Here is a 21,002-nt window from a genome sequence, read left to right as displayed (position 1 = left end):
CGGTAACAATGCTTGCATCACAAGGACCAGTGATAACTGCGTCTGAGTGATGCCAGCAGATTTGAAGGAGCCCATAGATGGTTTCACGCGTAATCCCGGTAGACCCGTTCGATCTGGTGCTATTCGGCGCGACCGGCGATCTGGCGCAGCGCAAGATCTTGCCCGGGCTCTATCATCGGTTCGAAGTCGGCCAGATGCCCGAAGACGTAAAGATCATCGGCACGGCGCGGTCCGACATGAACAGTGACGGGTTCCGTGACCAAATACGCGCCTCGATGAAAGAATTTGCGCCTGCGTTCAAAAAGGACGTTCTGGATCAGTTTCTAAGCCATGTTGAATATGTTCCCGTTGACGCAATGGGGGACTCCGGCTGGAAAGACCTTGCCAAAACCTTGCGTCCTGACGTTGTGCGCGCGTTCTACCTGTCAGTTGGCCCCAGCCTTTTCTCCGGCATCGCAAAAAGGCTCAACGATCATGGTATGGCGACGCCCGACAGCCGTATCGTGGTCGAAAAACCCTTTGGCCACGACCTCGCCTCGGCCCAGGCGCTGAACTCCGGGCTGCGAGCCTGCTTTGAAGAGCATCAGATATATCGGATCGACCACTATTTGGGAAAGGAAACGGTGCAGAACCTGATGGCACTGCGCTTTGCCAATTCCCTGTTCGAACCTCTCTGGAACGCGACGCATGTCGATCATGTTCAGATTACAGTGGCAGAGACCGTTGGCGTCGAAGGGCGCGGAGCCTATTACGATCAGTCCGGTGCAATGCGGGACATGGTGCAGAACCATCTGGTTCAGCTATTGTGCCTGACTGCGATGGAACCTCCGTCCAAATTTTCGCCCAACGCCGTGCGTGACGAGAAGGTCAAGGTGATCGAAGCGCTGGAGCCCGTTGTGTCGTCTGACATCGCACGCGGCCAATATCGTTCGAGCAAGGGCGGCGATGGTTACTTGGATCATGTTGGCAACCCCGCGAGCCGCACCGAAAGTTACATCGCTCTAAAGGCCCATATCGGTAACTGGCGCTGGGCCAGTGTGCCGTTCTATTTGCGAACTGGAAAACGCCTGCGTGCCCGCGAATCCGAAATCGCGGTGTTTTTCCGGGATCCGCCGCATACGATCTTCCCCAATGTCGGCCCGCTGCACGGCAACGTGCTGGTGATCCGCCTGCAACCGGACGAAGGTATTACCCTGCGAACAACGATTAAAGAACCGGGGCAGGGCGGGTTCCGCCTGTCAGATGTTGCGCTGGACATGAGTTTTGCCGAGGCGCTTGGGGACGAGGCACAATCGCCGGACGCCTATGAACGACTGATCATGGATGTCATTCGTGGCGACCAAACCCTGTTTATGCGCGGCGACGAAGCCGAAGCCGCCTGGGCCTGGGTTGACCCCATTATTCACAGTTGGGAAGAGCGTGGAGATCGCCCCGCGAAATATGATCAGGGCAGTTCCGGCCCAGAAGAAGCGCTGATGCTGATGCATCGCGATGGGCGCCGCTGGCGTCAGATCGGAGGGTAATCATGGTACATTCAGTCATCACCGACGTCACTCAACGCATCATCGACCGCAGCGCCGAACTGCGCGGCCCGCATATTGAGCGTATGGAACATGCCCGATCCAAGGGACCGGCGCGCGCGCATTTGTCTTGCAGCGGTCAAGCCCATGCCTATGCCGGTGCGGGCGAGGATCAGCAAGCGATGGCCACTGATACGGCCGGTAATCTGGGCATCGTCACCGCCTATAACGACATGCTTTCCGCCCACCAGCCGTTCGAGCGTTATCCCGGCCTGATCCGCGATGCGATCCGAGCCGCAGGTGGCACTGCACAAGTTGCGGGTGGCGTGCCAGCCATGTGTGACGGGGTCACCCAAGGCGAGGCAGGGATGGAGTTGTCTCTGTTTTCCCGCGACGTGATTGCCCTGGCGACCGGAGTGGCGCTGAGCCACAACACCTATGATGCGGCCGTTTTCTTAGGCGTCTGTGACAAGATCGTACCCGGTTTGATTATCGGCGCACAGGCGTTCGGCCACCTGCCCGCGGTGTTCCTGCCAGCCGGACCGATGACCAGCGGTCTGCCCAACGATGAAAAAGCCAAGATTCGCCAGAAATTTGCCGCAGGAGAGATCGGCCGCGACGAGCTTATGGCCGCTGAAATGGCCGCGTATCACGGACCGGGCACTTGTACTTTTTATGGCACCGCGAACACCAATCAAATGCTGATGGAATTCATGGGCCTGCATCTGCCGGGCTCCAGCTTTGTGAATCCCAACACGCCTCTGCGTGATGCGCTGACCGAGGAAGGCGCGCGCCGGGCACTGTCGCTGAGTGCGCTGGGCAATCACTACACGCCGGTCTATCAGGTTTTGGATGAGCGGGCGTTTGTGAACGGCATCGTGGGTCTGATGGCCACGGGTGGGTCGACCAACCTGCTGATCCATCTGATCGCAATGGCGCGCGCAGGTGGTATCGTTTTGGATTGGCAGGATTTTTCTGACATTTCCGCCGTGGTGCCTCTGGTTGCGCGGGTTTATCCAAACGGTCTTGCAGACGTGAACCACTTCCACGCAGCGGGTGGTCTTGGGTACTGCATTGGAACGCTACTGGGAGACGGGCTGTTGCACCCTGACACTCTGACTGTCGCGGGGCAAGGTCTGCAGAATTACACCAAAGAACCGAAGCTTAAGAACGGTGAGCTGGTTTGGGAAGACGGGGCTGGCCACAGCCTGAACGAAAAAATCGTCCGCCCGGCGAAAGACCCGTTCCAACCCACTGGTGGGTTGTCGCGCCTGACTGGCAATTTGGGCACCGGCGTGATGAAGGTTTCGGCCGTCGCCCCGGAACATCAGGTTGTCGAAGCACCTGTACGCGTGTTCCATGATCAGGATGAGGCGAAAGCCGCGTTCAAGGCTGGAGAGTTCACCGGCGACGTCATCGTTGTTGTCCGGTTCCAGGGACCCAAAGCAAACGGCATGCCCGAGCTACACTCGCTGACGCCGATCCTGTCGATCTTGCAGGGCCGTGGGCAAAAGGTGGCGCTTGTAACCGATGGTCGTATGTCCGGCGCGTCCGGCAAAGTCCCTGCGGCGATCCATGTCTGCCCCGAGGCGCTGGATGGCGGGCCGATCGCTTACCTGCAGGATGGCGACATATTGCGCGTCGATGCGGTGAGGGGTGAGTTGGAGATTCTGACCCCCGGGGTTCTGGACCGTACGCCTGCTACCGCTGATCTGTCGGCCAACCAACACGGCGTGGGGCGTGACCTTTTCGCTACCTTCCGCCAAAATGTCGGATCAGCAGACACCGGCGCCAGTATTTTCGGAGTTTGACCCATGTCCAAAACCCAACGCACGCGTGAAATCTGCGCACTTGCGCCCATTGTTCCTGTTCTTGTCGTCGATGACGCGGCTCAGGCGCGCCCATTGGCCGAGGCGCTTGTCGCAGGTGGTCTTCCTGCGCTTGAGGTTACACTGCGCACCCCTGCTGCACTAAACGCGATCCGCGCGATGGCGGATGTGCCGGGCGGCGTCGTCGGTGCAGGAACTTTGGTCACGCCAGAAGATGTGCGCGCCGCGAAAAAAGCAGGCGCGCAATTTGGCGTCTCGCCCGGTGCCACCGACGAGTTGATCGCGGCCTGCGAGGCCGAGGGTCTGCCCTTGTTGCCCGGCGCCGCCACAGCCAGTGAGGCGATGCGTCTGTTGGAAAAGGGCTACGACATGCTCAAGTTCTTCCCGGCCGAAGCATCGGGTGGTGCACCGGCGTTGAAGGCGATCGGCGCACCGTTGCCGCAAATCAAGTTTTGTCCGACCGGTGGTGTGTCGCCCGAAAATGCAAAGAATTACCTGTCCTTGTCCAATGTGGTTTGCGCGGGCGGAAGCTGGGTTGCGCCGAAAAAGATGGTCATTGATGGGGATTGGGCCGGTATCGAAAACCTTGCGCGCGCGGCCTCCAAGCTGATGGATTGACGCCGCTTAAAGCTGCGCTAGGGTGGGCGTCAATTCATACAGGTTGATCCCATGATAAACTCCATTTCCCTGGCGCAAGGTCGCGAATATCTGGCGATTCCAGGACCTTCGGTCATTCCAGACGCGGTGTTGCAAGCCATGCACCGCCCGTCACCGAATATCTACGAGGGCGAGCTGATCGAGATGATGCCGTCGCTGACCCGCGATCTGTGTCGCGTGGCGCGGACCGAGCATAGCGTTGCTATCTATATCTCTAACGGCCACGGAACGTGGGAAGCCGCGCTGTCCAACGTCATCGCACCTGGTGAAACGGTTCTAGCCCCCGCATCTGGCCGATTTACCCATGGCTGGGCCGAGATGGCCGAGGGTATCGGCGCCAAGGTTCAATTGATCGACTTCGGCTCGTCCTCGGCGTGGGATTTTGACCGTATTGCCGAGGCATTGCGTGACGACAAAGCCCACATGATCAAGGCGGTACTGGCCGTTCATGTGGACACGTCAAGCTCAATCCGGAACGACATTCCAGCACTACGCGCCTTGTTGGACGATCTGGACCACCCGGCGCTTTTGATGGCGGATTGCATTGCCTCGCTGGGGTGTGACCGGTTCGAAATGGATGCCTGGGGCGTCGACGTCACGGTTACGGCCTGTCAGAAGGGGCTGATGACACCCGCTGGCACCGGCTTTGTCTTCTTCAATGACAAGGCACAGGCCAAACGGGCCGCTATGCCACGAGTTTCGCAGTATTGGGACTGGCAGCCACGATCCAACCCCGACCTGTTCTATCAGTATTTCAACGGCACCGCACCGACCCATCACCTCTACGGTTTGCGCGCAGCCTTAGACATGATCCATGCCGAGGGGATGGAACAGGTTTGGGCGCGGCACGAGAGGCTAGCCACGGCCATCTGGGAAGCATGTGAAACCTGGGCGCAAGGTGACGCGCTGCATCTGAATGTTGCGGAGCGTCAACATCGCAGCCATGCTGTCACCGCCTTGCGACTAACCGAGGGACGCGGCACGCCATTGCGCGAGTTCACTGAAAACCAAATGGGGTTGACCCTTGGTATTGGTCTGGGGATGGACGACTGGGAAGGATGCTTCCGTCTTGGCCATATGGGTCACGTCAACGGCCAGATGGTTATGGCTACTTTGGGCGGTCTGGAAACAGCCTTGGCCGCGCTGGATATCCCTCGCGGCAACGGCGCGTTAGAAGCTGCAGCTGCGGTGCTTGCGTCGAAGACCTAACGCCGCGCCTCGGCAAGCGCTTTTGGCAATGCTGTGGCAAAGGCATCCAGATCGGCTGCCTCGCCACAGCTGACGCGGATGCAGCGATTTTGCGGGGCGGCAAAGGGCATACGCACGAAAATGCCCTGCGCAACCAGCGAGTCCAGAACTGCCTTGGCAAAGGCCCCATCCTTCCCGCAATTAATGGCGACGAAATTGGTTGCCGAAGGAAGGGGCTCCAACCCGTTCTTGCGGGCAATCTGGCTGATCCGATCACGCGCTTCGGTAATCTTGGTCTGAACATGATTTAGCCACTCGGCATCATTCAGTGCGGCCAGCGCACCGGCCTGCGCGGCTCGGTTCATTCCGAAATGGTTGCGCACCTTATTGAAGGCTGAAATCAGGCCGGGTGCGCCGATGGCATAGCCAACCCGCGCGCCCGCCATGCCGTACACCTTGGAAAAAGTTCGCATCCGGATCACCCGCGGATCGTCTGCTGCCACAGGGGCGGCGGTGCCTTCAGGCGCACATTCCACATAGGCCTCGTCCAATACAAGCAAACACCCGTCAGGCAGATCGTCCAGCGCCGCCACGATATCCGCTCCGGAATGCCAGCTACCCATCGGGTTGTCAGGATTGGCCAGATACACCAGCTTGGCATCCACTTCACCCGCCTTGGCAAACAGCGCCGCCGGATCCTCGTGGTCGTCGCGATACGGCACTTTGTGGAGCGTTCCGCCGAACCCAGCCACATGGTAGTTGAAGGTCGGATATGCCCCATCTGAGGTGACAACCGCGTCTCCGGATCCGACCAGTAGCCGCACCAGGTAACCCAACAGCCCGTCGATGCCTTCGCCAACCACGATGTTTTCCGACCCGACTCCATGGTGATCCGCCAATGCAGCGCGCAGATCGTGGTTTTCCGGATCGCCATACATCCAGATCCCCGTTTCTGCCATTGCCGCTATGGCGTGCGGAGAGGGTCCAAACACGCTTTCATTTGCGCCCAGCCGCGCCACAAATGGCGCGCCACGCTGGCGTTCCTGCGTTTCGGGGCCAACAAACGGCACGGTTGCAGGCAGGGATTGGGCAAGCGGGGTATAGCGTGGCTCTGTCATGGGGGCAGATAAACGTAAGGTCATACGACAGGCAAGCTTGCGTTGCAGGATGCTGCTCCGCATTGTTCGCGTAACGATTAAAGGGAGGAGCGCGCATGCGCATTGTTTTGGGCTTGTTGATTGTCGGCCTCGCCTATCTGGTTTTCTGGCCGGTCCCGGTTCAACCGGTGGCATGGACCCCACCCGAAGCACCGGGTTTCACTGGTGACTTCGCGGAGAACAATGCGTTGGACCAACTGGAGCTGATCTCGTTGCCTGACGATGAGAAAGGCCCCGAAGACATTGCCATCATGCCCGACGGGTCCGTGTACACGACCAGCTTGTCCGGGGCTCTGTACCGAATAGACGACGAGTCCCCGGTGAAAGTTGACGACCTCGGCGGTCGGCCCTTGGGCCTGACGGTCGGTCCGGATGGGGTGCTTTACATCGCCGACAGCTTCCGAGGCATCATGCGCTGGACCGGCCCCGGTACGCTGCAGCCAGTCGTGTCTGAGATAAACGGCGGGCCGGTGATCTATGCAAATCAATTGGACGTGGCGAAGGACGGGACGATCTATTTCTCAAACTCGTCCGATCGGTTCGATCCCGAAACGATGGGCGGGACCAAACCGACTTCGGTACTGACCATCTGGGAGCAATCGGACACAGGTTACGTTGCCCGCCACGCGCCCGATGGCACGACCGAGAAACTGGCCGAAGGCTTTGTCTACACAAACGGCGTCGCGTTGTCGCCAGGTGAGGATTTTCTGCTGATCGCCGAAACCGGGCGCGCCCGGGTGCACAAGCTTTGGTTGACCGGCCCGAAGGACGGGCAGCAAGAGGTCCTGATGGACAATCTCCCAGGCTATCCCGACAACATCGAGGCACAGGGTGATGGTACGTATTGGATGGCTTTTGCCAGCCCGCGCGTGCCAAGCGAGGCACTGATGCCATACCCGTTCTTGCGCAAGGTGATCTGGCGACTGGGGCCGACGGTGCGGCCTGCGCCGATCCATCGCGGGATGATGGTGCAGTTTGACGGCGACGGGAACATCCTGCAGACCTTGCAAGACCCCGGGGGTCGGCTGGGCATCACCACGGGTGGCAAGTTGGCCGGGGGACATTTCTACGTCATGACATTGGATTCGCCCTGGTTCGGGCGCATGCCTGCGTCAAATCTGCCCTAACGTTGAGGTGGAACTGCCTGATCCATCGGGGCATTGTACCCCTAACCGGAATTGAGAGGCCTGAGATGTCACGAGTATCCGTCGAATACAAAAATCACATCGCGCACGTAACTCTGACGCGCGGCGACAAGATGAATGCGCTGGATGATGCGATGATAAAGGCCATCATTTCTGCGGGGCAGGAGGTCGCTGCCTCGGATGCCCGTGCGGTGGTGCTATCGGGTGAAGGCAAAAGCTTTTGCGCGGGTCTGGACATGGCCAGCTTTGCGAGCATGGCGCAAACGGACCCGACCGAATGGTTGATGACCCGCAGCCACAAGGACGCCAATGAAGTGCAGGAAGTTGCCTTGGTTTGGCAACGCGTGCCCGTTCCCGTCATTTGTGCCATTCAGGGTGTTGCTTATGGCGGCGGTTTGCAACTTGCGCTGGGCGCTGACATCCGGATAGCACATCCCGAGGCTAAACTCGCCGTGATGGAGATGAAGTGGGGTCTGATCCCCGACATGGGCGGGATGGTTCTGCTGCCCAAGCTGGTCCGGTCGGACGTTTTACGCCTGTTGACCTATTCGGCCCGCCCCATCGGTGCCGCGCAGGCGGCGGACTGGGGGCTGGTTACCAAACTGTCGGATGACCCACTGACCGAGGCATTGGCCTTGGCCGAAGACATCGCTGGTCAAAGCCCTTCGGCCATCCGCGCGGCCAAGCGCCTGATAGAGGTTGCGGAAGCCAAGCCTCGCACAGAGGTGCTGCTGGAGGAGTCATCAGAGCAGGCGGAGCTGATCGGCAAACCGGATCAGATGGAGGTCATTGCGGCGAATTTGCAAGGTCGCAAGCCAGAGTTCAAATGATCTCGGCGCCTGCCACACGATTGATCCTGTACACCAAGGATATCGACAAGATGGTGCATTTCTATGAGACGCATTTTGGTTATGCTGCCCGCCAACTCGAAGGGGACCGGATTGTAGAGCTTGTGCCGGACGAAAACGGCTTGCGCTTGTTGTTGCATCCGGCCAGCAAGGCCGCCCGGCAGGGGCAAGCAGCGGTCAAAATTGTTTTTGATGTCGTGGACGTTGCCGGGTTTTGCAGACAAGCCGCGCAGCACGGGCTGAAATTTGGTTCGATCCACAGAGCGGGCGGCTACAGTTTCGCGAATGCCAAGGATCCGTCGGGAAACTCGATTTCCGTGTCAAGCAGGGCATTTGCGCCCGGTAATTAACGCATAAAAGCCCGTCGTGCATCACGGGCCATATTGTATCGCATCTCAAGCTCGGCGATCTTAGCCATAGTCACCTTACGCTCGTCAGCGTCGGACAGCGACGCATAGGTTTTGCGCGCGGTATCTAATTCTTTCTTGATGCTGAACTCTTCGGGCAGAACGCCTGCTTGCGCCATGATCCGATGACCGGCGGCGACGGCCGGATCGGTCTGAGCCTCGGACGAACGGTCAGGCAGCGGCTGGCCTTCACCCTCCAGCCCCTCTAGCTGACCTTCGGCTTGCGCCTTTTTGATCTGGCGTTCGACCAGTTTTCCGAGCGATCCAAACATAGGTTCATAGTACCCGACCAGCACAGCGGGGGATTGCTGTCATCTGGATCGGTTGGTAACCAGATAGGCGATACCACCTGCGGCCAAACCCCAGACTGCAGCGCCCAGGCCGAAGACGGTGATTCCTGATGCGGTTATGGCGAATGTCAGAATCGCCGCTTCGCGTTCGGCGGGAACCTCTAATGCAGCAAAGGTCGCATTTGCCATCACACCAATCAGGGCAATGCCGGTCAGTGTACCCATGAGCAATGGGTCCGCGTGGGCCGCGAACCCGGTGATCGCCACGGCAAAGACGCCAAAGACGCAGTAAAATAGGCCTGCCATAACCGCTGACCAGTAACGCTGGTTCGGGTCCGGGTAGCTGTCTTCGTTTGAACACATCGCAGCGGTAATCGCGGCAAGGCACGTGGCCGGAGCGCCAAAGGGGGCAGACAGAATACTGGCTCCTCCGACGGCTGAGAACAACTTGCCAGCAATTGGCGCATACCCAAAGCTGCGCATGACGGCGATGCCGGGTATGTTTTGCGTAGCCATGGTGACGATGAACAGGGGGATGCCAATCCCGATCGCCGATGCGATCGAGAATGTCGGAATGGTCCAGACAGGGGCGGCGACCAGATGCTCGGGTCGGACCGAACCGTCACCGGCGTTCAATACAACGACGATTGCCGCGGCAACCACTGCGGCAGGAACTGCGATCAACCGATTGATCCGCCCAGCGATAAACCACGTCAGAATGACCGGCAGCGCTTGCCAGGGCAGCTCAACTGCCGCCTTGAACGGAATGATGCATAAGGGCAGCAAAACCCCGCCCAGCATGGCCTGTGCAAGTGTTGTCGGGATAGCGGCCGCAAGCCGTCCAAGCGGACGCCACATTCCGGCAACAACAGTCAGGGCTCCGGCGCAAAGAAAGGCCCCAACTGCATCAGAAAATCCGACCAATGGGGTCGCCGAGACCGCCAGCAGAGCGGCACCGGGTGTTGACCATGCCACGCTGATCGGCTGCCGGTACCAAAGGCTGACCACAATCGCCGTCACCCCCATTGCAACCGCGGCCATCATCAAACCCGAGGCCGCCTCAGCCTCCGAGGCGCCCATTGCAATAAGGCCCTGCAGCACGATCGGGAAAGAGCTGAAAAAGCCGACAACGGCCACCACAAGGCCAGTCGAAATTGTTTGCACAGGAGGGAAAGGGCGCACCATGACTTCCTCGGAGTTGTCTGCAGAGATTGCTAACAATCGCAAGCGGATAGAAACAAGGTGAAATACGTCACCGAACAAAAAAACCCGCCGGGTGAGCGGCGGGTGTTAGATTTTGAGTATTTGCGAAATTCTGAAGATCAGGCGATTTCGGCCAAACGGGCGAGGGCCTCATTCAGTTTCGCCTCTTCTTCTTCGCGGGCGGCAAGGTTGGCTTTGGCTTCCGCGACAACCTCTTCCGGGGCCGAAGCCACGAATTTGGGGTTATTCAGACGTCCGCGCAGACCGCCCAATTCCTTGGCCAGTTTGCCCTTGGCTTTCTCCAGCCGTTCCTTTTCCGCTCCGATATCGATGATATCCGCCAGCGGCAGGCCGAAAGAGGCGCCGGGGGCGGCAATCGAGATCGTACCTTTGGGCAACTCATCCGCTTTGGTCAGGCTGTCGATCCGCGCCAGACGTTTGATCAGCGCCTCGTTGCGGTCCCACGCGGCTTGGCCATTGGCGTCGATCTCGGTCACCAGCATCGGCACATAGAGGCCGGCTGGAACCCGCATCTGCGCACGGGCCGAGCGGGTGTTTTCGATCACCGAGATCACCCAGTTCATCTCACGATCCGCATCCGCGTCAATCAGGTCGGCGGCGGCATAGGTCGGCCAATCGGCGTGGACGGCCATTTTGGCGCGGTCGCCGGTCAAGCCCCACAGCTCTTCGGTGATGAACGGCATGATCGGGTGCAGCAGGACCATGCACTGATCCAGAACCCAACGCATGGTCGCGTGGGTCTCGGCTTGGGCCTCGGCATCATCGCCTTGCAGCAAGGGCTTGGACAGCTCCACATACCAGTCGCACACCTTGCCCCAGACAAAGGCGTACAGCCCGTTGGCGGCATCATTGAAGCGATAGCTTTCCAGCGCTGCGTCGACTTCTTCGCGCACGCGGGCGGTTTCGCCGATGATCCAGCGGTTCACCGCAGCTTTGGGCTTCAGGTCAGCCACGTCCAGTTGAGGAACGGCGTCGGTGAAGACCTCGTTCATCTCGGCAAAGCGGACGGCGTTCCACAGTTTGGTGCCGAAGTTGCGATAGCCGGTGATGCGTTCACGGGACAGCTTCAGCACGCCGCCGATCGCCGCCATCGAGGCGTTGGTAAAGCGCAGCGCGTCGGCGCCGAATTCGTCCACGATCTCCAGCGGGTCGATGACGTTGCCGGTGGTCTTGGACATCTTCTTGCCCTTCTCGTCGCGGACGAGCTGGTGCAGGTAGACGGTGTGGAACGGGATTTCGTTCACCACGGCCAGTTGCATCATCATCATCCGAGCGACCCAGAAAAACAGGATGTCCGCGCCGGTGATCAGAACGTCCGTAGGGAAGTAGCGTTCCAGTTCATCGGTCTTTTCGGGCCAGCCCAGCGTGCCGATTGGCCAGAGGCCGGAGGAGAACCATGTGTCGAGGACGTCGGGGTCGCGCCAGACCGGATAGATCAGTTTGGTTGGGTCTTGTTCGACGGCATACTGAGCGAGACTTTCAGCAAACCGATGGATCGCCTCGTGTTTGTCTGAAACTTCAACAACAGTTGCGTGGCTCAGCGGGCTGGGAATGTCGGCATTGTCATTGAGGAATTTTTCGGTGACCGCCTCAAAAGTAGGCGCACATTCCATGATGCTGCCACGGTGTAACATGCCACCTTCATTGAGCAACCGGCCCAGTTCGACCAGATCCAGGTCACCATCATTTTCGTCATCGATGAATTTCTCTGCAGACAAATCCAGACCATACCAAACCGGTATCTGGTGCCCCCACCACAACTGGCGCGAGATGCACCAGGGCTCGATGTTTTCCAGCCAGTGGTAATAGGTCTTCTCACCCGACTCGGGAATGATCTTGACCGTGCCGTCTTTGACCGCATCCAGCGCGGGGCCGACGATCTTTTCGGCATCCACGAACCACTGATCGGTGAACATTGGCTCGATCACAACTTTCGAGCGGTCGCCGAAGGGCTGCATGATCGATTTGCTCTCGACCAGCGGCACCAGTGCGGCAGGATCTTCATCCTCGCCCAGCTTGGTGCCCAGAACCGGGTCATCTGCACGGGTCATCATAGCCAGACCGTCGGCGTTGATCTCTTCGACCACTTTCGCGCGCGCCTCGAACCGGTCGAGACCCCGCAGATGGTCGGGAACGAGGTTAATCGCGTCGATCTCGTTCTCGGTGAACGCGCGACCACGTGCGTATTCCTGCGCCTTGTCCGCCTCTTCGGCGTAGGGCGCACCATCTGCCCGCATCGCGCCTTTGGTGTCCATCAGGCGGTACATCGGAATGCCGCCGCGCTTGGCGACCATGTTGTCGTTAAAGTCATGTGCACCAGTGATCTTCACCGCACCCGAGCCGAAATCAGGATCGGGGTAGTCATCGGTGATGATCGGGATCTGGCGACGATGCTCCTTCGGACCAACCGGGATTTCGCAGAGTTTCCCAACGATTGGCGCATACCGTTCATCCGACGGATGAACCGCAACCGCGCCGTCACCCAGCATGGTTTCGGGGCGGGTCGTGGCAATCGAAATGTAATCGCGTTCTTCTTCGAAAACGACGTTCCCGTCCTCATCCTTCTCGATATAGGTGTAGGTTTCACCACCGGCCAGCGGATACTTGAAGTTCCACATGTGGCCGGCGACTTCGATGTTCTCGACTTCCAGATCCGAGATCGCGGTCTCGAAATGCGGGTCCCAGTTGACCAACCGCTTGCCGCGATAGATCAGGCCCTTTTCATACATGTCGACGAAGACCTTGATGACCGCGTCGTGGAAGTTGGCCGAGTTTTCATGCCCGGTGCGCGGATCGCGTGGTGCGCCCGCCATGGTGAAGGCGTTGCGCGACCAGTCACAGGAGGAGCCGAGACGTTTCAGCTGCTCGATGATCGTGCCGCCGTATTCGCCCTTCCATTCCCAGACCTTGTCCAGAAAAGCCTCGCGTCCCAGCTCGTTTCGGCTGGGCTGTTGGGTGGCGGCCAGCATCTTTTCGACCTGCATCTGGGTGGCGATACCGGCATGGTCCTGACCGGGCTGCCAAAGCGTGTCGAAGCCGCGCATCCGGTGCCAGCGGGTCAGGATATCCTGCAAGGTGTTGTTGAACGCGTGGCCCACATGCAATGCGCCCGTCACGTTGGGAGGCGGGATCATGATGGTAAAGCTTTCGTCGCGCGATCTGTTCGCGCCTGCCTTGAAGGCCCCGGCCTGTTCCCAGGCCTCATAAATGCGGGCCTCAGCCTCGGCCGCGTTGAATGTCTTTTCCATCGCCATAGGATGCGTCCTGCGTCAACAAATTCGGGTCAGCGCCTGCAATAGCGAATGCGTAAGGGAAGGGGAAGGGTTGTATGCTATTCGGCCTGGGCAAAGCGCGCGAAAATAGTCCTGAACACGCTGGTAGGCCGGTTGATGAAAATCCAGAGTCAGCAATGAGTGGTCGTTACCGTCAAATTCCACCGTCTCAAGATGATCACCGAAAGCATCCTTCAGGACGCCCATATGCCTTTCTGAGGCAAGTTTGTCATCGGCGTAGCGCATGACGAGGCCGGGGCCGTTCCGTACCATGCCCGCGCGGGCGTCGGCACAGACATAAACGTCGTGGGTGGCTTCGCCGCCGCTGGTCGGCAGGGCGGTGAACGGAAACATGCTGTCATGTGCCCATGTCATGACCTGTAGGTTAACCAAAAAATGACTGGCAAGACACGGGGAAGCTGTCCGTTCGACTGGACATCGTCTTGGGCTGGGCTACGGTCGCCATCGCAGGAGGATCATCGCATGGAAAAGTTCGGCAATAGCCAGCCCGCCAAACGGACAGAAGATCAGCGGTTTCTGACCGGGCATGGACGATACATGGATGATGATGTGCCCGAAGGGGCTCTGTTTGCGGCCTTTTTCCGCAGCCCGGTTGCCCATGGTCGGATCACGGCGCTGGATCTGGATGCCGCGCGTGAGGCGGAAGGGGTACGCCTTGTCATGACGCTGGATGATCTCTCGACGGCGGGGATCGACACTGTGATGAACGCAGCAACTGTGCAGAACCGCGATGGCTCTCAGGCTCTTGCGCCCGACAGGCATATGCTGGCCCAAGACCGTGTCCGATTTGTCGGCGAACCCGTGGCTGTCGTGATCGCTGACACGCTATTGCAGGCGCGAGATGCGGTTGAGATGATCTGGATGGACACGGATGATCTGCCCGCAAAACTGGATGTCGAAGCCGGTGGCGAACCACTGCATGATCAGGTCGCCGACAATCGTGCTTTTGATTGGGGGTTGGGGGATGAAGCAGCAACCGATGCCGCCTTTCAGGCCGCCGCGCATACCGTTTCGCTGGATGTGGCCGACAACCGCGTGATCATCACCTCAATCGAGCCACGGGGATGTCAGGCCAATTGGGTCGATGGACGTTTGCACTTTGCCTATGGTGGGCAAGGCGTCTGGGCGATGCGGGGGCAGTTGGCGCAAAAGCTGAAGCTGGAACCCGAGGCGATCCGTGTCACTACTCCGGATGTGGGTGGCGGATTCGGCATGAAGGTCATGCCGTACCCTGAGTATTTTTGCGTCTCAGTTGCGGCGATGAAACTCGGGCAGCCGGTTCATTGGATGTCTGACCGATCCGAGGCGATGCTGTCGGATCATCACGGTCGCGACCTGACCTCATTGGCTGAGCTCGCCTTTGACGAGGACCTGAAAATCACGGCCTACCGTGTGCACAGCAAGGTAAATCTAGGTGCCTATAGCAGTCATTTCGGGCAAGCGATCCAGACCAGTCTTTTTAGCAAGGTGTTGATGGGGGTTTACGACGTTCAAACGACGTATCTGCGGGTTGAGGGGTTCTATACCAACACCACGCAAGTCGATGCCTATCGGGGGGCAGGGCGGCCCGAGGCGATCTATGTTCTGGAACGTGTAATGGATCGCGCCGCGCGCCAACTGGGCGTCGATCCTTGGGAGTTGCGCCGCAGGAATTTCATCCAGCCGGAAAACTTCCCCTACAAGACCGCGACTGGCGAAATCTATGACGTTGGTGATTTCGATATGGTCCTGTCCCGTGCAGGTGCCCAGACCCATGGATTCACGACGCGAAAAACTGCAGATGCGGAACGTGGCCTGATCCGGGGGCGGGGCTTGTGTTACTATATCGAAAGCATTTTGGGTGACCCTTCGGAAAACGCGAAAGTCGAGTTCTGCGAGGATGGCACGGTGAACCTTTATGTCGGTACCCAATCGAACGGGCAGGGGCATGAGACGGTCTATGCGCAATTCCTGTCAGACCAAACCGGAGTTCCGATGGACCAGATCAAAGTGGTCCAGGGTGACAGCGATCAGTTGCCACATGGTGGCGGGACTGGCGGGTCACGTTCAGTCACGGTGCAAAGTACGGCCACGCTGGCGACAATTGACGTCATGATCGCCGCATTCACGCCGTATCTGGCGGATAAGATGGGGGTGGAGGAAAGTGATGTGCGTTTCGACCATGAAACCTTCCGCGCGCCGGGATCAAACCTGACACCTACGCTCACCGAGGCTGCGGAGATGGCCCGCGCCGATGGGCGCGCCGACCTGCTGAGTCACGAGGCCAGCGCCAATCTGGATGCGCGGAGTTATCCCAATGGCGCACATGTTGCCGAAATCGTGATTGATTCTTACACCGGTGAAACCTGGGTGGATCGCTATACTGTCGTCGACGACTTCGGTAATCTTATCAACCCGATGCTGGCCGAAGGGCAGGTGCATGGCGGGGTGGTGCAGGGCATTGGTCAGGCGCTGACGGAACACGTTGTGCATGATGCGCAGGGGCAACTGCTCACGGCTTCGTTGATGGATTACGCCTTGCCCCGCGCGGCCGAGATACCCATGATTAAGTTTACCTCGGCGCCGGTTCCGTCAACTTCCAACCCGATGGGGATGAAAGGATGCGGAGAGGCCGGCACCGTGGGCGCGCTGGCCGCGGTGGCAAACGCGGTTCAGGATGCGCTCTGGGATTACGGGGTGCGGCAGGCGGATATGCCTTTCACACCTTACAAAGTATGGGAATTGTTGAAGCATGGTTCTGTCGCGGCTGAGTAGAAAGGTACTGGGATGGCTCGGACGGCCCTTACGGTCCGAGCATTCCGCCGAGGCGCTTCACCGCGAGCCCGTCAGCCATGTGATTATCCTAGACGGCACCATGTCGACGTTGGAGCCGGGCTACGAAACCCATGCGGGCCAGACCCTGCGACTGTGCCGCGAAATGGGTAGCAAAGTGTCCGTCTTTTACGAATCTGGTGTGCAATGGGAAAACTGGAAGTCCTCGCTGGACGTGATGATGGGGCGGGGCATCAACCGCCAGATCCGCCGCGCATATGGCTATCTCGCTTCACGCTACAAACCCGGCGACCGTATCTATTTCATCGGCTATTCACGCGGCGCTTACGGTGTGCGCAGCTTGGCTGGTGTGATTGACATGATCGGTCTGCTCAAGGCCGAACATGCCACTGTGCGCAACATCAAACAGGCCTATCGGCACTATGAATGCAATGGCAGCGGGTCGGCTGCGGCCGAGTTCCGGAGGCAATTCTGTCACGAAGATGTGGCGATTGAGATGGTTGGCGTCTGGGATACGGTCAAAGCGCTGGGCATGCGTCTGCCGCTGCTGTGGCGCTGGGCCGAAGAGCGTCACGCCTTTCACTCCCACCAGCTTGGACCGGCGACGCGCCACGGGTACCATGCAATGGCACTGGACGAGACTCGCGAAGTGTTTGAGCCGGTCTTGTGGAAATGTACCCCCGAATTCAAAGGCCATGTCGAACAAGTTTGGTTCCGCGGCACACATGGCGATGTCGGTGGCCAATTGAACGGGTTCGAAGAGGCGCGTCCGCTGAGTAACATCTCTTTGGTCTGGATGCTGGATAAGGCAGAACTGCATGGTCTGCCGCTACCTGAGGGTTGGCGTGATCGGTTCCCGACGGATACCTCCGCCCGTTCTGTCGGAACCTGGCGTGGCTGGGGTAAAATTTTTCTGCTGCGGAAGCATCGCAGGGTGGGCCGCGACCGGTCAGAGAAGCTCCATGTCTCGGTCTCCCCGGATGAATTGCCACGCTGGGTGCCGATGCCGGATTTGCCATCGCATCCGGCGCAGTAGAACTTACTTAGCAACGCAGGCGTTTCTGACCGGTTCGATCAGTGCGTCCGGGCGTTCTACAAGATCGAAACGCCAATGCCTTGGAGACCAATTGTAAACCCTTTGATCGTCCGGATGATCTACGATCATCAAACCGTGAAAGTACCACGCGGATGTAGATTTGTATCCGGTCTTGGTGGTGTAGAAAGAAAATCCGCGCAATTCGTACAGGGCTTTGACTGGAGAATTCTCTGCATGTTCGGCGATGCAATAGGGTGCGCCGTCTGAGATGTGCGCGCCTGAACAAGAACCACCGGAACTGTTAACAGAGACCAAAGCGCAGTCACGGTCGCAACCGATATCCCAATCTTTGCCGCCCATGAAGGTTGTGGTTTCCCATTGAGACCAGACCAGATGAGGAAGCTGGATGCGAGGGCAATGGTCAAGCTCACACCATGCAGGGCCTGAGTGTCAGTAAAGGGCCCAAAAGCGCCAGATGCCAGTGTCAGAAAAAGTCCCAGAACGACTGAGAAACCCGCAAGAATTCTGGCAAGAAGTCGCGGGATCGGAAACATTCCCAGCAAGGCAAGGCCTCCAACGATTGCGGGTATAGCGGGAATGAGCCACAAAGAAAAAAACAAACTTTGAAAGAGCAATAGCCGAGCTTTCTTGTCCGTGTCAGCTTCGAACAGGTACGGGTCTAAGGGCTGTATGTAGGCAGCAAAGATCAACACAGCATACGCACAGAACAGTGCTTTGTATTTTTGGTCTGGCTGAATAGCGAAATCTCTCTAGTCAAAAAATTACCACCCACCTGTCTTGCGACGGGTGGGTAGTCAGAAAAAACTGTAACTTTCACACCGAATTTACCGGCGTGCATAACTAAACTTCTACCGCCGACGATCCCGGCGCGAGCTCATCGGCTGGAACGCCACGCCAACATGCGCTTCGCAATAAGGTTTACCCGCTTCAACCGGCAGGCCGCAGAACCAGAAATCCTCGGTCGCTGGGTCGCCTACTGGCCATTTGCAGGTCTTCTCGGTCAGTTCCATCAGCGTCAGCTTCTTGGCCTTCTTCTCGATCTCGTTGACCTTGGCCAGCGCCTCGGGGCTGATTTCGTTGGCCGAAGGCTGCGGCGGCAGTGGCTGACCCGCCGGTATGATCTGGCGGCGCGCTGGAACGGCCGGTTTTGTCTCGGCTGCAGGTGCCGGCGTTGGGCGCGCCGGTTCGGTCTTAGGCGCGGGCCTTGGCTTGGCCTCGGCCTTGGGCGCGGGTGCCGGTTTGTCTTTAGGTTCGGATTTGGCCGGAGAGGCACCGGTTGCGCGGTTCGACAGGCCCAGACGGTGCACCTTGCCGATCACCGCATTGCGGGTTACGCCGCCCAGTTCCTTGGCGATCTGGCTGGCCGACTGGCCCTCGCCCCACATTTTTTTCAGCAGTTCTACACGCTCGTCAGTCCAGGACATCATTTGCCTTTCAAAAGCGGAAAGCGGCCCCGGATTCGGGCCGCCTTGGGAATTCGTCTCAGCCCCCTATTTTAATCACTGCGAGCCGAGTTACAAGCGGTTCTCGAATCAGGATGAGGGCAGGTGATGCAGATTTCCGCAGATCAGAGCGAACGGCGTTTCGGAACAGTTAACTGGATGGGGCTCTGCACGCTGGCCCAGCGTGAAACACTGCGGTTTCTGGCGGTCTGGACTCAAACCCTGTTGGCGCCGCTTGTGACGGCCGGGCTGTTCCTGCTGATCTTCAATATCGCCATCGGTCCGGGGCGTCCGGATGTGATGGGGGTGCCGTTCCTGACCTTTCTGGCGCCCGGCATTATGATGATGACCGTGATCCAGAATGCGTTCGCCAACACTTCTTCGTCGATGGTGATCGCCAAAGTGCAGGGAAACATCGTTGATACGTTGATGCCGCCTTTGTCCCCGCTTGAGATCCTGCTGGGCTATCTGGCCGGTGGCGTTGCACGCGGCGTTCTGATCGCTTGTGTGGTTGCGATCGCACTTGCGCTGGTTTTGGGTATATACCCGCAAAACCCGTTGTTTGCCCTGATTTTCGTAGTTCTGGGTGGTGCATTCATGGGGGCCTTAGGCCTGTTCGCCGGTATTTTTGCCAACAAGTTTGATCAGATGGCGGCCATCACGAACTTCATCGTGACACCATTGGCTTTCCTGTCGGGTACGTTTTACTCGGTCCAGGCGCTGCCTCCTATCCTGAACCGGGTGAGTCATGTGAACCCGGTTTTCTATCTGATAGACGGTCTGAGGTATGGAATGATCGGCGTGTCCGACAGCTCACCCTGGTTGGGTATTGCGGTATGCACCGGTGCCACGCTGCTGGTCGGCGCGCTGACCTGGCAGATGTTGCGGACGGGGTATCGCCTTAAGGCTTAACTTGTCTCGGCCAGTGAACCGGGTTGAAAAGTCATTCTGGGCTTTCCCAATCGTGGGTGCAGATTTGCGGCCACGGCCCAGACCCCGAACAGAGCCAACCCTCCGACCGCGAATACGCCGGCGACCGGTGAGATCAGAAGGACCAGTGATGCAACTCCGGGTGTCAGTATGCCGGAGACGTCGCGGTAACTGGAGTAGATCGCTGACATTTCAGTGCGTTCGGACGGTTTCACTGCCATGAGGAAAGGCAGCCCTGCGCAAATGTCCAGAACGATCAGCCAGATGGACCCAAGAACCAACGCCGCAACCGCCGCGACCGGCCAACCTGCGATTGCCCCAGCGGTGACAAAGCAGGTTCCGCAGGCAGCAAAACCCACGCGGACAGCTGTGCGTATCGAACGCCCCTGCACCCAGCGCAGAATAAGCGGAGCTGCGAACAGCATCGCATTGGTGGTGGACAAAAGGATGCCGCCCAGTTGCTCACCCAGCCCGTTTTGAATAGCGAAGATGGGTAGGTACACCACGTAGATCCACCAGCCACAGGATCGGATCATGGCGAAAAGGTACCCGGCCACCAACCGCGGCTGGGCGAAGAAGCGTGGCAGAAAGGCCAGCGGGTTTTTTGCGGTGCCTCGCGCCTTGGTGATCAACTTGCCATTGCCCAACCGCATGCGCCAGAACTGGATCAGCATGACCGCACCTGCCAAGGCGCTGATGACAAAGGGGGCAGGGGCCCAGACCTCCAGCAGTAAGACGCCGGCCATCGGTCCGCCTGCCCAGCCCAGCGCGCTATAAAACATGCGGCTGGTCTCACATTTGCCCAGCTCGATTTTGCTGATGTAATCTAAGACATAAGCATTGAAGCAAATGAATGTGACCACTGTCGCGACCGTGTTCAGGGCAAGCGCACCGACCACGGCCGCCGGGCTGCCCTCAATCGCCAGAAGGGCACCGCCGATGAACATGAGGCAACCAACGGTGTACGCCCATCTGCGCGGTATGAAGCGGATCAGGAATGGCACCATCAGCCCCGCAATCAACGAGATAACGCCGACCAGAAAATACAGGAACGAGACCGAAGACGCATCACCCAATGCTCGGTACATGGCCAGTGGAAAGACGGAGATCAATATACCGCGGACAATAGCTTCGAATCCGGCCAGGATGCCGAAATCGCGGACTGAAGGCGCTGGGGCGTGGCGCACCCATTCGGGGATACGACGTTCATGCATGGGTAAACTCTCAAATCAACTGAGACCAC

General features: G+C 58.8%; 18 protein-coding genes. 10 read left to right on the top strand and 8 right to left on the bottom strand.

All coding sequences use genetic code 11. The features are described from left to right. The first annotated feature begins 77 nt into the window (after positions 1–77). From zwf to AC2FJE_RS19625, 4 genes are read left to right on the top strand one after another with little or no spacing between them, the layout of a single operon-like run. Positions 78–1,523, top strand: coding sequence for a glucose-6-phosphate dehydrogenase (gene zwf, locus AC2FJE_RS19640; protein ID WP_496757792.1), 1,446 nt, complete (start codon positions 78–80; stop codon positions 1,521–1,523). 2 nt (positions 1,524–1,525) lie between these two features. Then, a complete protein-coding gene (edd, locus tag AC2FJE_RS19635; RefSeq protein ID WP_496757796.1) occupies positions 1,526–3,331 on the top strand; it encodes a phosphogluconate dehydratase in 1,806 nt (601 codons plus the stop codon). Between the two features lie 3 nt (positions 3,332–3,334). Then, the gene (eda, locus tag AC2FJE_RS19630) at positions 3,335–3,967 is read left to right on the top strand and encodes a bifunctional 4-hydroxy-2-oxoglutarate aldolase/2-dehydro-3-deoxy-phosphogluconate aldolase (RefSeq protein WP_496757801.1); all 633 of its coding nucleotides are present in this window, start codon (positions 3,335–3,337) and stop codon (positions 3,965–3,967) included. A gap of 51 nt (positions 3,968–4,018) precedes the next feature. Further along, positions 4,019–5,215 carry a pyridoxal-phosphate-dependent aminotransferase family protein gene (locus tag AC2FJE_RS19625; protein ID WP_496707162.1) on the top strand — a complete coding sequence of 399 codons (1,197 nt, stop codon included), beginning with the start codon at positions 4,019–4,021 and terminating at the stop codon, positions 5,213–5,215. Here AC2FJE_RS19625 and AC2FJE_RS19620 read toward each other — a convergent pair. Further along, the gene (locus AC2FJE_RS19620; RefSeq protein ID WP_496757804.1) at positions 5,212–6,312 is read right to left on the bottom strand and encodes a pyridoxal phosphate-dependent aminotransferase; all 1,101 of its coding nucleotides are present in this window, start codon (positions 6,310–6,312) and stop codon (positions 5,212–5,214) included. The genes AC2FJE_RS19625 and AC2FJE_RS19620 overlap by 4 nt on opposite strands. Positions 6,313–6,407: 95 nt before the next feature. Between AC2FJE_RS19620 and AC2FJE_RS19615 the strand changes: the two genes are divergently transcribed. The 3 genes from AC2FJE_RS19615 to AC2FJE_RS19605 all read left to right on the top strand — a co-directional run bounded on the left by AC2FJE_RS19615 (position 6,408) and on the right by AC2FJE_RS19605 (position 8,694). Further along, complete coding sequence (locus tag AC2FJE_RS19615) at positions 6,408–7,478, top strand: SMP-30/gluconolactonase/LRE family protein (protein ID WP_496757806.1); 1,071 nt, start codon at positions 6,408–6,410, stop codon at positions 7,476–7,478. A 65-nt stretch (positions 7,479–7,543) separates the two neighbouring features. After that, complete coding sequence (locus AC2FJE_RS19610) at positions 7,544–8,326, top strand: crotonase/enoyl-CoA hydratase family protein (RefSeq protein WP_109313418.1); 783 nt, start codon at positions 7,544–7,546, stop codon at positions 8,324–8,326. Beyond that, entirely contained in the window at positions 8,323–8,694 is a 372-nt protein-coding gene (locus AC2FJE_RS19605) for a VOC family protein (protein ID WP_496761363.1), read from the top strand. The genes AC2FJE_RS19610 and AC2FJE_RS19605 overlap by 4 nt, the downstream gene beginning before the upstream one ends. On the opposite strand, the gene AC2FJE_RS19600 is transcribed toward AC2FJE_RS19605, so the two are convergent. The 4 genes from AC2FJE_RS19600 to AC2FJE_RS19585 all read right to left on the bottom strand — a co-directional run bounded on the left by AC2FJE_RS19600 (position 8,691) and on the right by AC2FJE_RS19585 (position 13,912). Beyond that, complete coding sequence (locus AC2FJE_RS19600) at positions 8,691–9,023, bottom strand: DnaJ family domain-containing protein (RefSeq protein WP_496761361.1); 333 nt, start codon at positions 9,021–9,023, stop codon at positions 8,691–8,693. The genes AC2FJE_RS19605 and AC2FJE_RS19600 overlap by 4 nt on opposite strands. 39 nt (positions 9,024–9,062) lie before the next feature. Then, on the bottom strand, positions 9,063–10,226 hold the full coding sequence (locus tag AC2FJE_RS19595) for a benzoate/H(+) symporter BenE family transporter (RefSeq protein WP_282169136.1): 1,164 nt from the start codon (positions 10,224–10,226) through the stop codon (positions 9,063–9,065). 137 nt (positions 10,227–10,363) lie between these two features. After that, positions 10,364–13,519, bottom strand: a complete 3,156-nt coding sequence (locus tag AC2FJE_RS19590; protein WP_496761360.1) for a valine--tRNA ligase — start codon at positions 13,517–13,519, stop codon at positions 10,364–10,366. Positions 13,520–13,534: 15 nt separating this feature from the next. Next, positions 13,535–13,912 (bottom strand): hypothetical protein, encoded by a 378-nt coding sequence (locus AC2FJE_RS19585; protein WP_496757819.1) that lies wholly within the window; start codon positions 13,910–13,912, stop codon positions 13,535–13,537. A 108-nt stretch (positions 13,913–14,020) separates the two neighbouring features. On the opposite strand from AC2FJE_RS19585, the gene AC2FJE_RS19580 reads away from it, so the two are divergent. Both AC2FJE_RS19580 and AC2FJE_RS19575 read left to right on the top strand, forming a co-directional pair. After that, entirely contained in the window at positions 14,021–16,312 is a 2,292-nt protein-coding gene (locus tag AC2FJE_RS19580) for a xanthine dehydrogenase family protein molybdopterin-binding subunit (RefSeq protein ID WP_496757822.1), read from the top strand. After that, positions 16,290–17,366: a T6SS phospholipase effector Tle1-like catalytic domain-containing protein gene (locus AC2FJE_RS19575; RefSeq protein ID WP_496757825.1), complete on the top strand. Its 1,077-nt coding sequence runs from the start codon at positions 16,290–16,292 to the stop codon at positions 17,364–17,366. The genes AC2FJE_RS19580 and AC2FJE_RS19575 overlap by 23 nt, the downstream gene beginning before the upstream one ends. 3 nt (positions 17,367–17,369) lie before the next feature. Here AC2FJE_RS19575 and AC2FJE_RS19570 read toward each other — a convergent pair whose 3' ends face one another. Both AC2FJE_RS19570 and AC2FJE_RS19565 read right to left on the bottom strand, forming a co-directional pair. After that, positions 17,370–17,726: a hypothetical protein gene (locus AC2FJE_RS19570; protein WP_496757828.1), complete on the bottom strand. Its 357-nt coding sequence runs from the start codon at positions 17,724–17,726 to the stop codon at positions 17,370–17,372. Between the two features lie 509 nt (positions 17,727–18,235). Further along, positions 18,236–18,811, bottom strand: a complete 576-nt coding sequence (locus AC2FJE_RS19565; RefSeq protein WP_058272305.1) for a GcrA family cell cycle regulator — start codon at positions 18,809–18,811, stop codon at positions 18,236–18,238. Positions 18,812–18,937: 126 nt separating this feature from the next. Here AC2FJE_RS19565 and AC2FJE_RS19560 point away from each other — a divergent pair, with 126 nt between their 5' ends. Continuing rightward, positions 18,938–19,741 (top strand): ABC transporter permease, encoded by an 804-nt coding sequence (locus AC2FJE_RS19560; protein ID WP_496761358.1) that lies wholly within the window; start codon positions 18,938–18,940, stop codon positions 19,739–19,741. Here the strand turns inward: AC2FJE_RS19560 and AC2FJE_RS19555 are convergent. Then, positions 19,738–20,973: an MFS transporter gene (locus AC2FJE_RS19555; protein WP_496761357.1), complete on the bottom strand. Its 1,236-nt coding sequence runs from the start codon at positions 20,971–20,973 to the stop codon at positions 19,738–19,740. The genes AC2FJE_RS19560 and AC2FJE_RS19555 overlap by 4 nt on opposite strands. Positions 20,974–21,002 lie beyond the last annotated feature (29 nt).

It is taken from the genome of Ruegeria sp. CDSC002, assembly GCF_059610905.1.
Note: the sequence above shows the minus strand (reverse complement) of the source record. Positions and strands in the feature narration are given on the sequence as shown.

Excerpts from the sequence above, each read along its gene's own strand:
- AC2FJE_RS19600 (WP_496761361.1), bottom strand. The coding sequence starts at position 9,023 with ATGTTTGGATCGCTCGGAAAACTGGTCGAACGCCAGATCAAAAAGGCG.
- AC2FJE_RS19595 (WP_282169136.1), bottom strand. The coding sequence starts at position 10,226 with ATGGTGCGCCCTTTCCCTCCTGTGCAAACAATTTCGACTGGCCTTGTG.
- AC2FJE_RS19585 (WP_496757819.1), bottom strand. The coding sequence starts at position 13,912 with ATGACATGGGCACATGACAGCATGTTTCCGTTCACCGCCCTGCCGACC.
- AC2FJE_RS19610 (WP_109313418.1), top strand. The coding sequence starts at position 7,544 with ATGTCACGAGTATCCGTCGAATACAAAAATCACATCGCGCACGTAACT.
- AC2FJE_RS19570 (WP_496757828.1), bottom strand. The coding sequence starts at position 17,726 with ATGGGCGGCAAAGATTGGGATATCGGTTGCGACCGTGACTGCGCTTTG.
- AC2FJE_RS19565 (WP_058272305.1), bottom strand. The coding sequence starts at position 18,811 with ATGTCCTGGACTGACGAGCGTGTAGAACTGCTGAAAAAAATGTGGGGC.
- AC2FJE_RS19560 (WP_496761358.1), top strand. The coding sequence starts at position 18,938 with ATGCAGATTTCCGCAGATCAGAGCGAACGGCGTTTCGGAACAGTTAAC.
- AC2FJE_RS19555 (WP_496761357.1), bottom strand. The coding sequence starts at position 20,973 with ATGCATGAACGTCGTATCCCCGAATGGGTGCGCCACGCCCCAGCGCCT.
- AC2FJE_RS19615 (WP_496757806.1), top strand. The coding sequence starts at position 6,408 with ATGCGCATTGTTTTGGGCTTGTTGATTGTCGGCCTCGCCTATCTGGTT.
- eda (WP_496757801.1), top strand. The coding sequence starts at position 3,335 with ATGTCCAAAACCCAACGCACGCGTGAAATCTGCGCACTTGCGCCCATT.
- AC2FJE_RS19605 (WP_496761363.1), top strand. The coding sequence starts at position 8,323 with ATGATCTCGGCGCCTGCCACACGATTGATCCTGTACACCAAGGATATC.
- zwf (WP_496757792.1), top strand. The coding sequence starts at position 78 with ATGGTTTCACGCGTAATCCCGGTAGACCCGTTCGATCTGGTGCTATTC.
- AC2FJE_RS19575 (WP_496757825.1), top strand. The coding sequence starts at position 16,290 with ATGGTTCTGTCGCGGCTGAGTAGAAAGGTACTGGGATGGCTCGGACGG.
- AC2FJE_RS19590 (WP_496761360.1), bottom strand. The coding sequence starts at position 13,519 with ATGGCGATGGAAAAGACATTCAACGCGGCCGAGGCTGAGGCCCGCATT.
- AC2FJE_RS19625 (WP_496707162.1), top strand. The coding sequence starts at position 4,019 with ATGATAAACTCCATTTCCCTGGCGCAAGGTCGCGAATATCTGGCGATT.
- edd (WP_496757796.1), top strand. The coding sequence starts at position 1,526 with ATGGTACATTCAGTCATCACCGACGTCACTCAACGCATCATCGACCGC.
- AC2FJE_RS19620 (WP_496757804.1), bottom strand. The coding sequence starts at position 6,312 with ATGACAGAGCCACGCTATACCCCGCTTGCCCAATCCCTGCCTGCAACC.
- AC2FJE_RS19580 (WP_496757822.1), top strand. The coding sequence starts at position 14,021 with ATGGAAAAGTTCGGCAATAGCCAGCCCGCCAAACGGACAGAAGATCAG.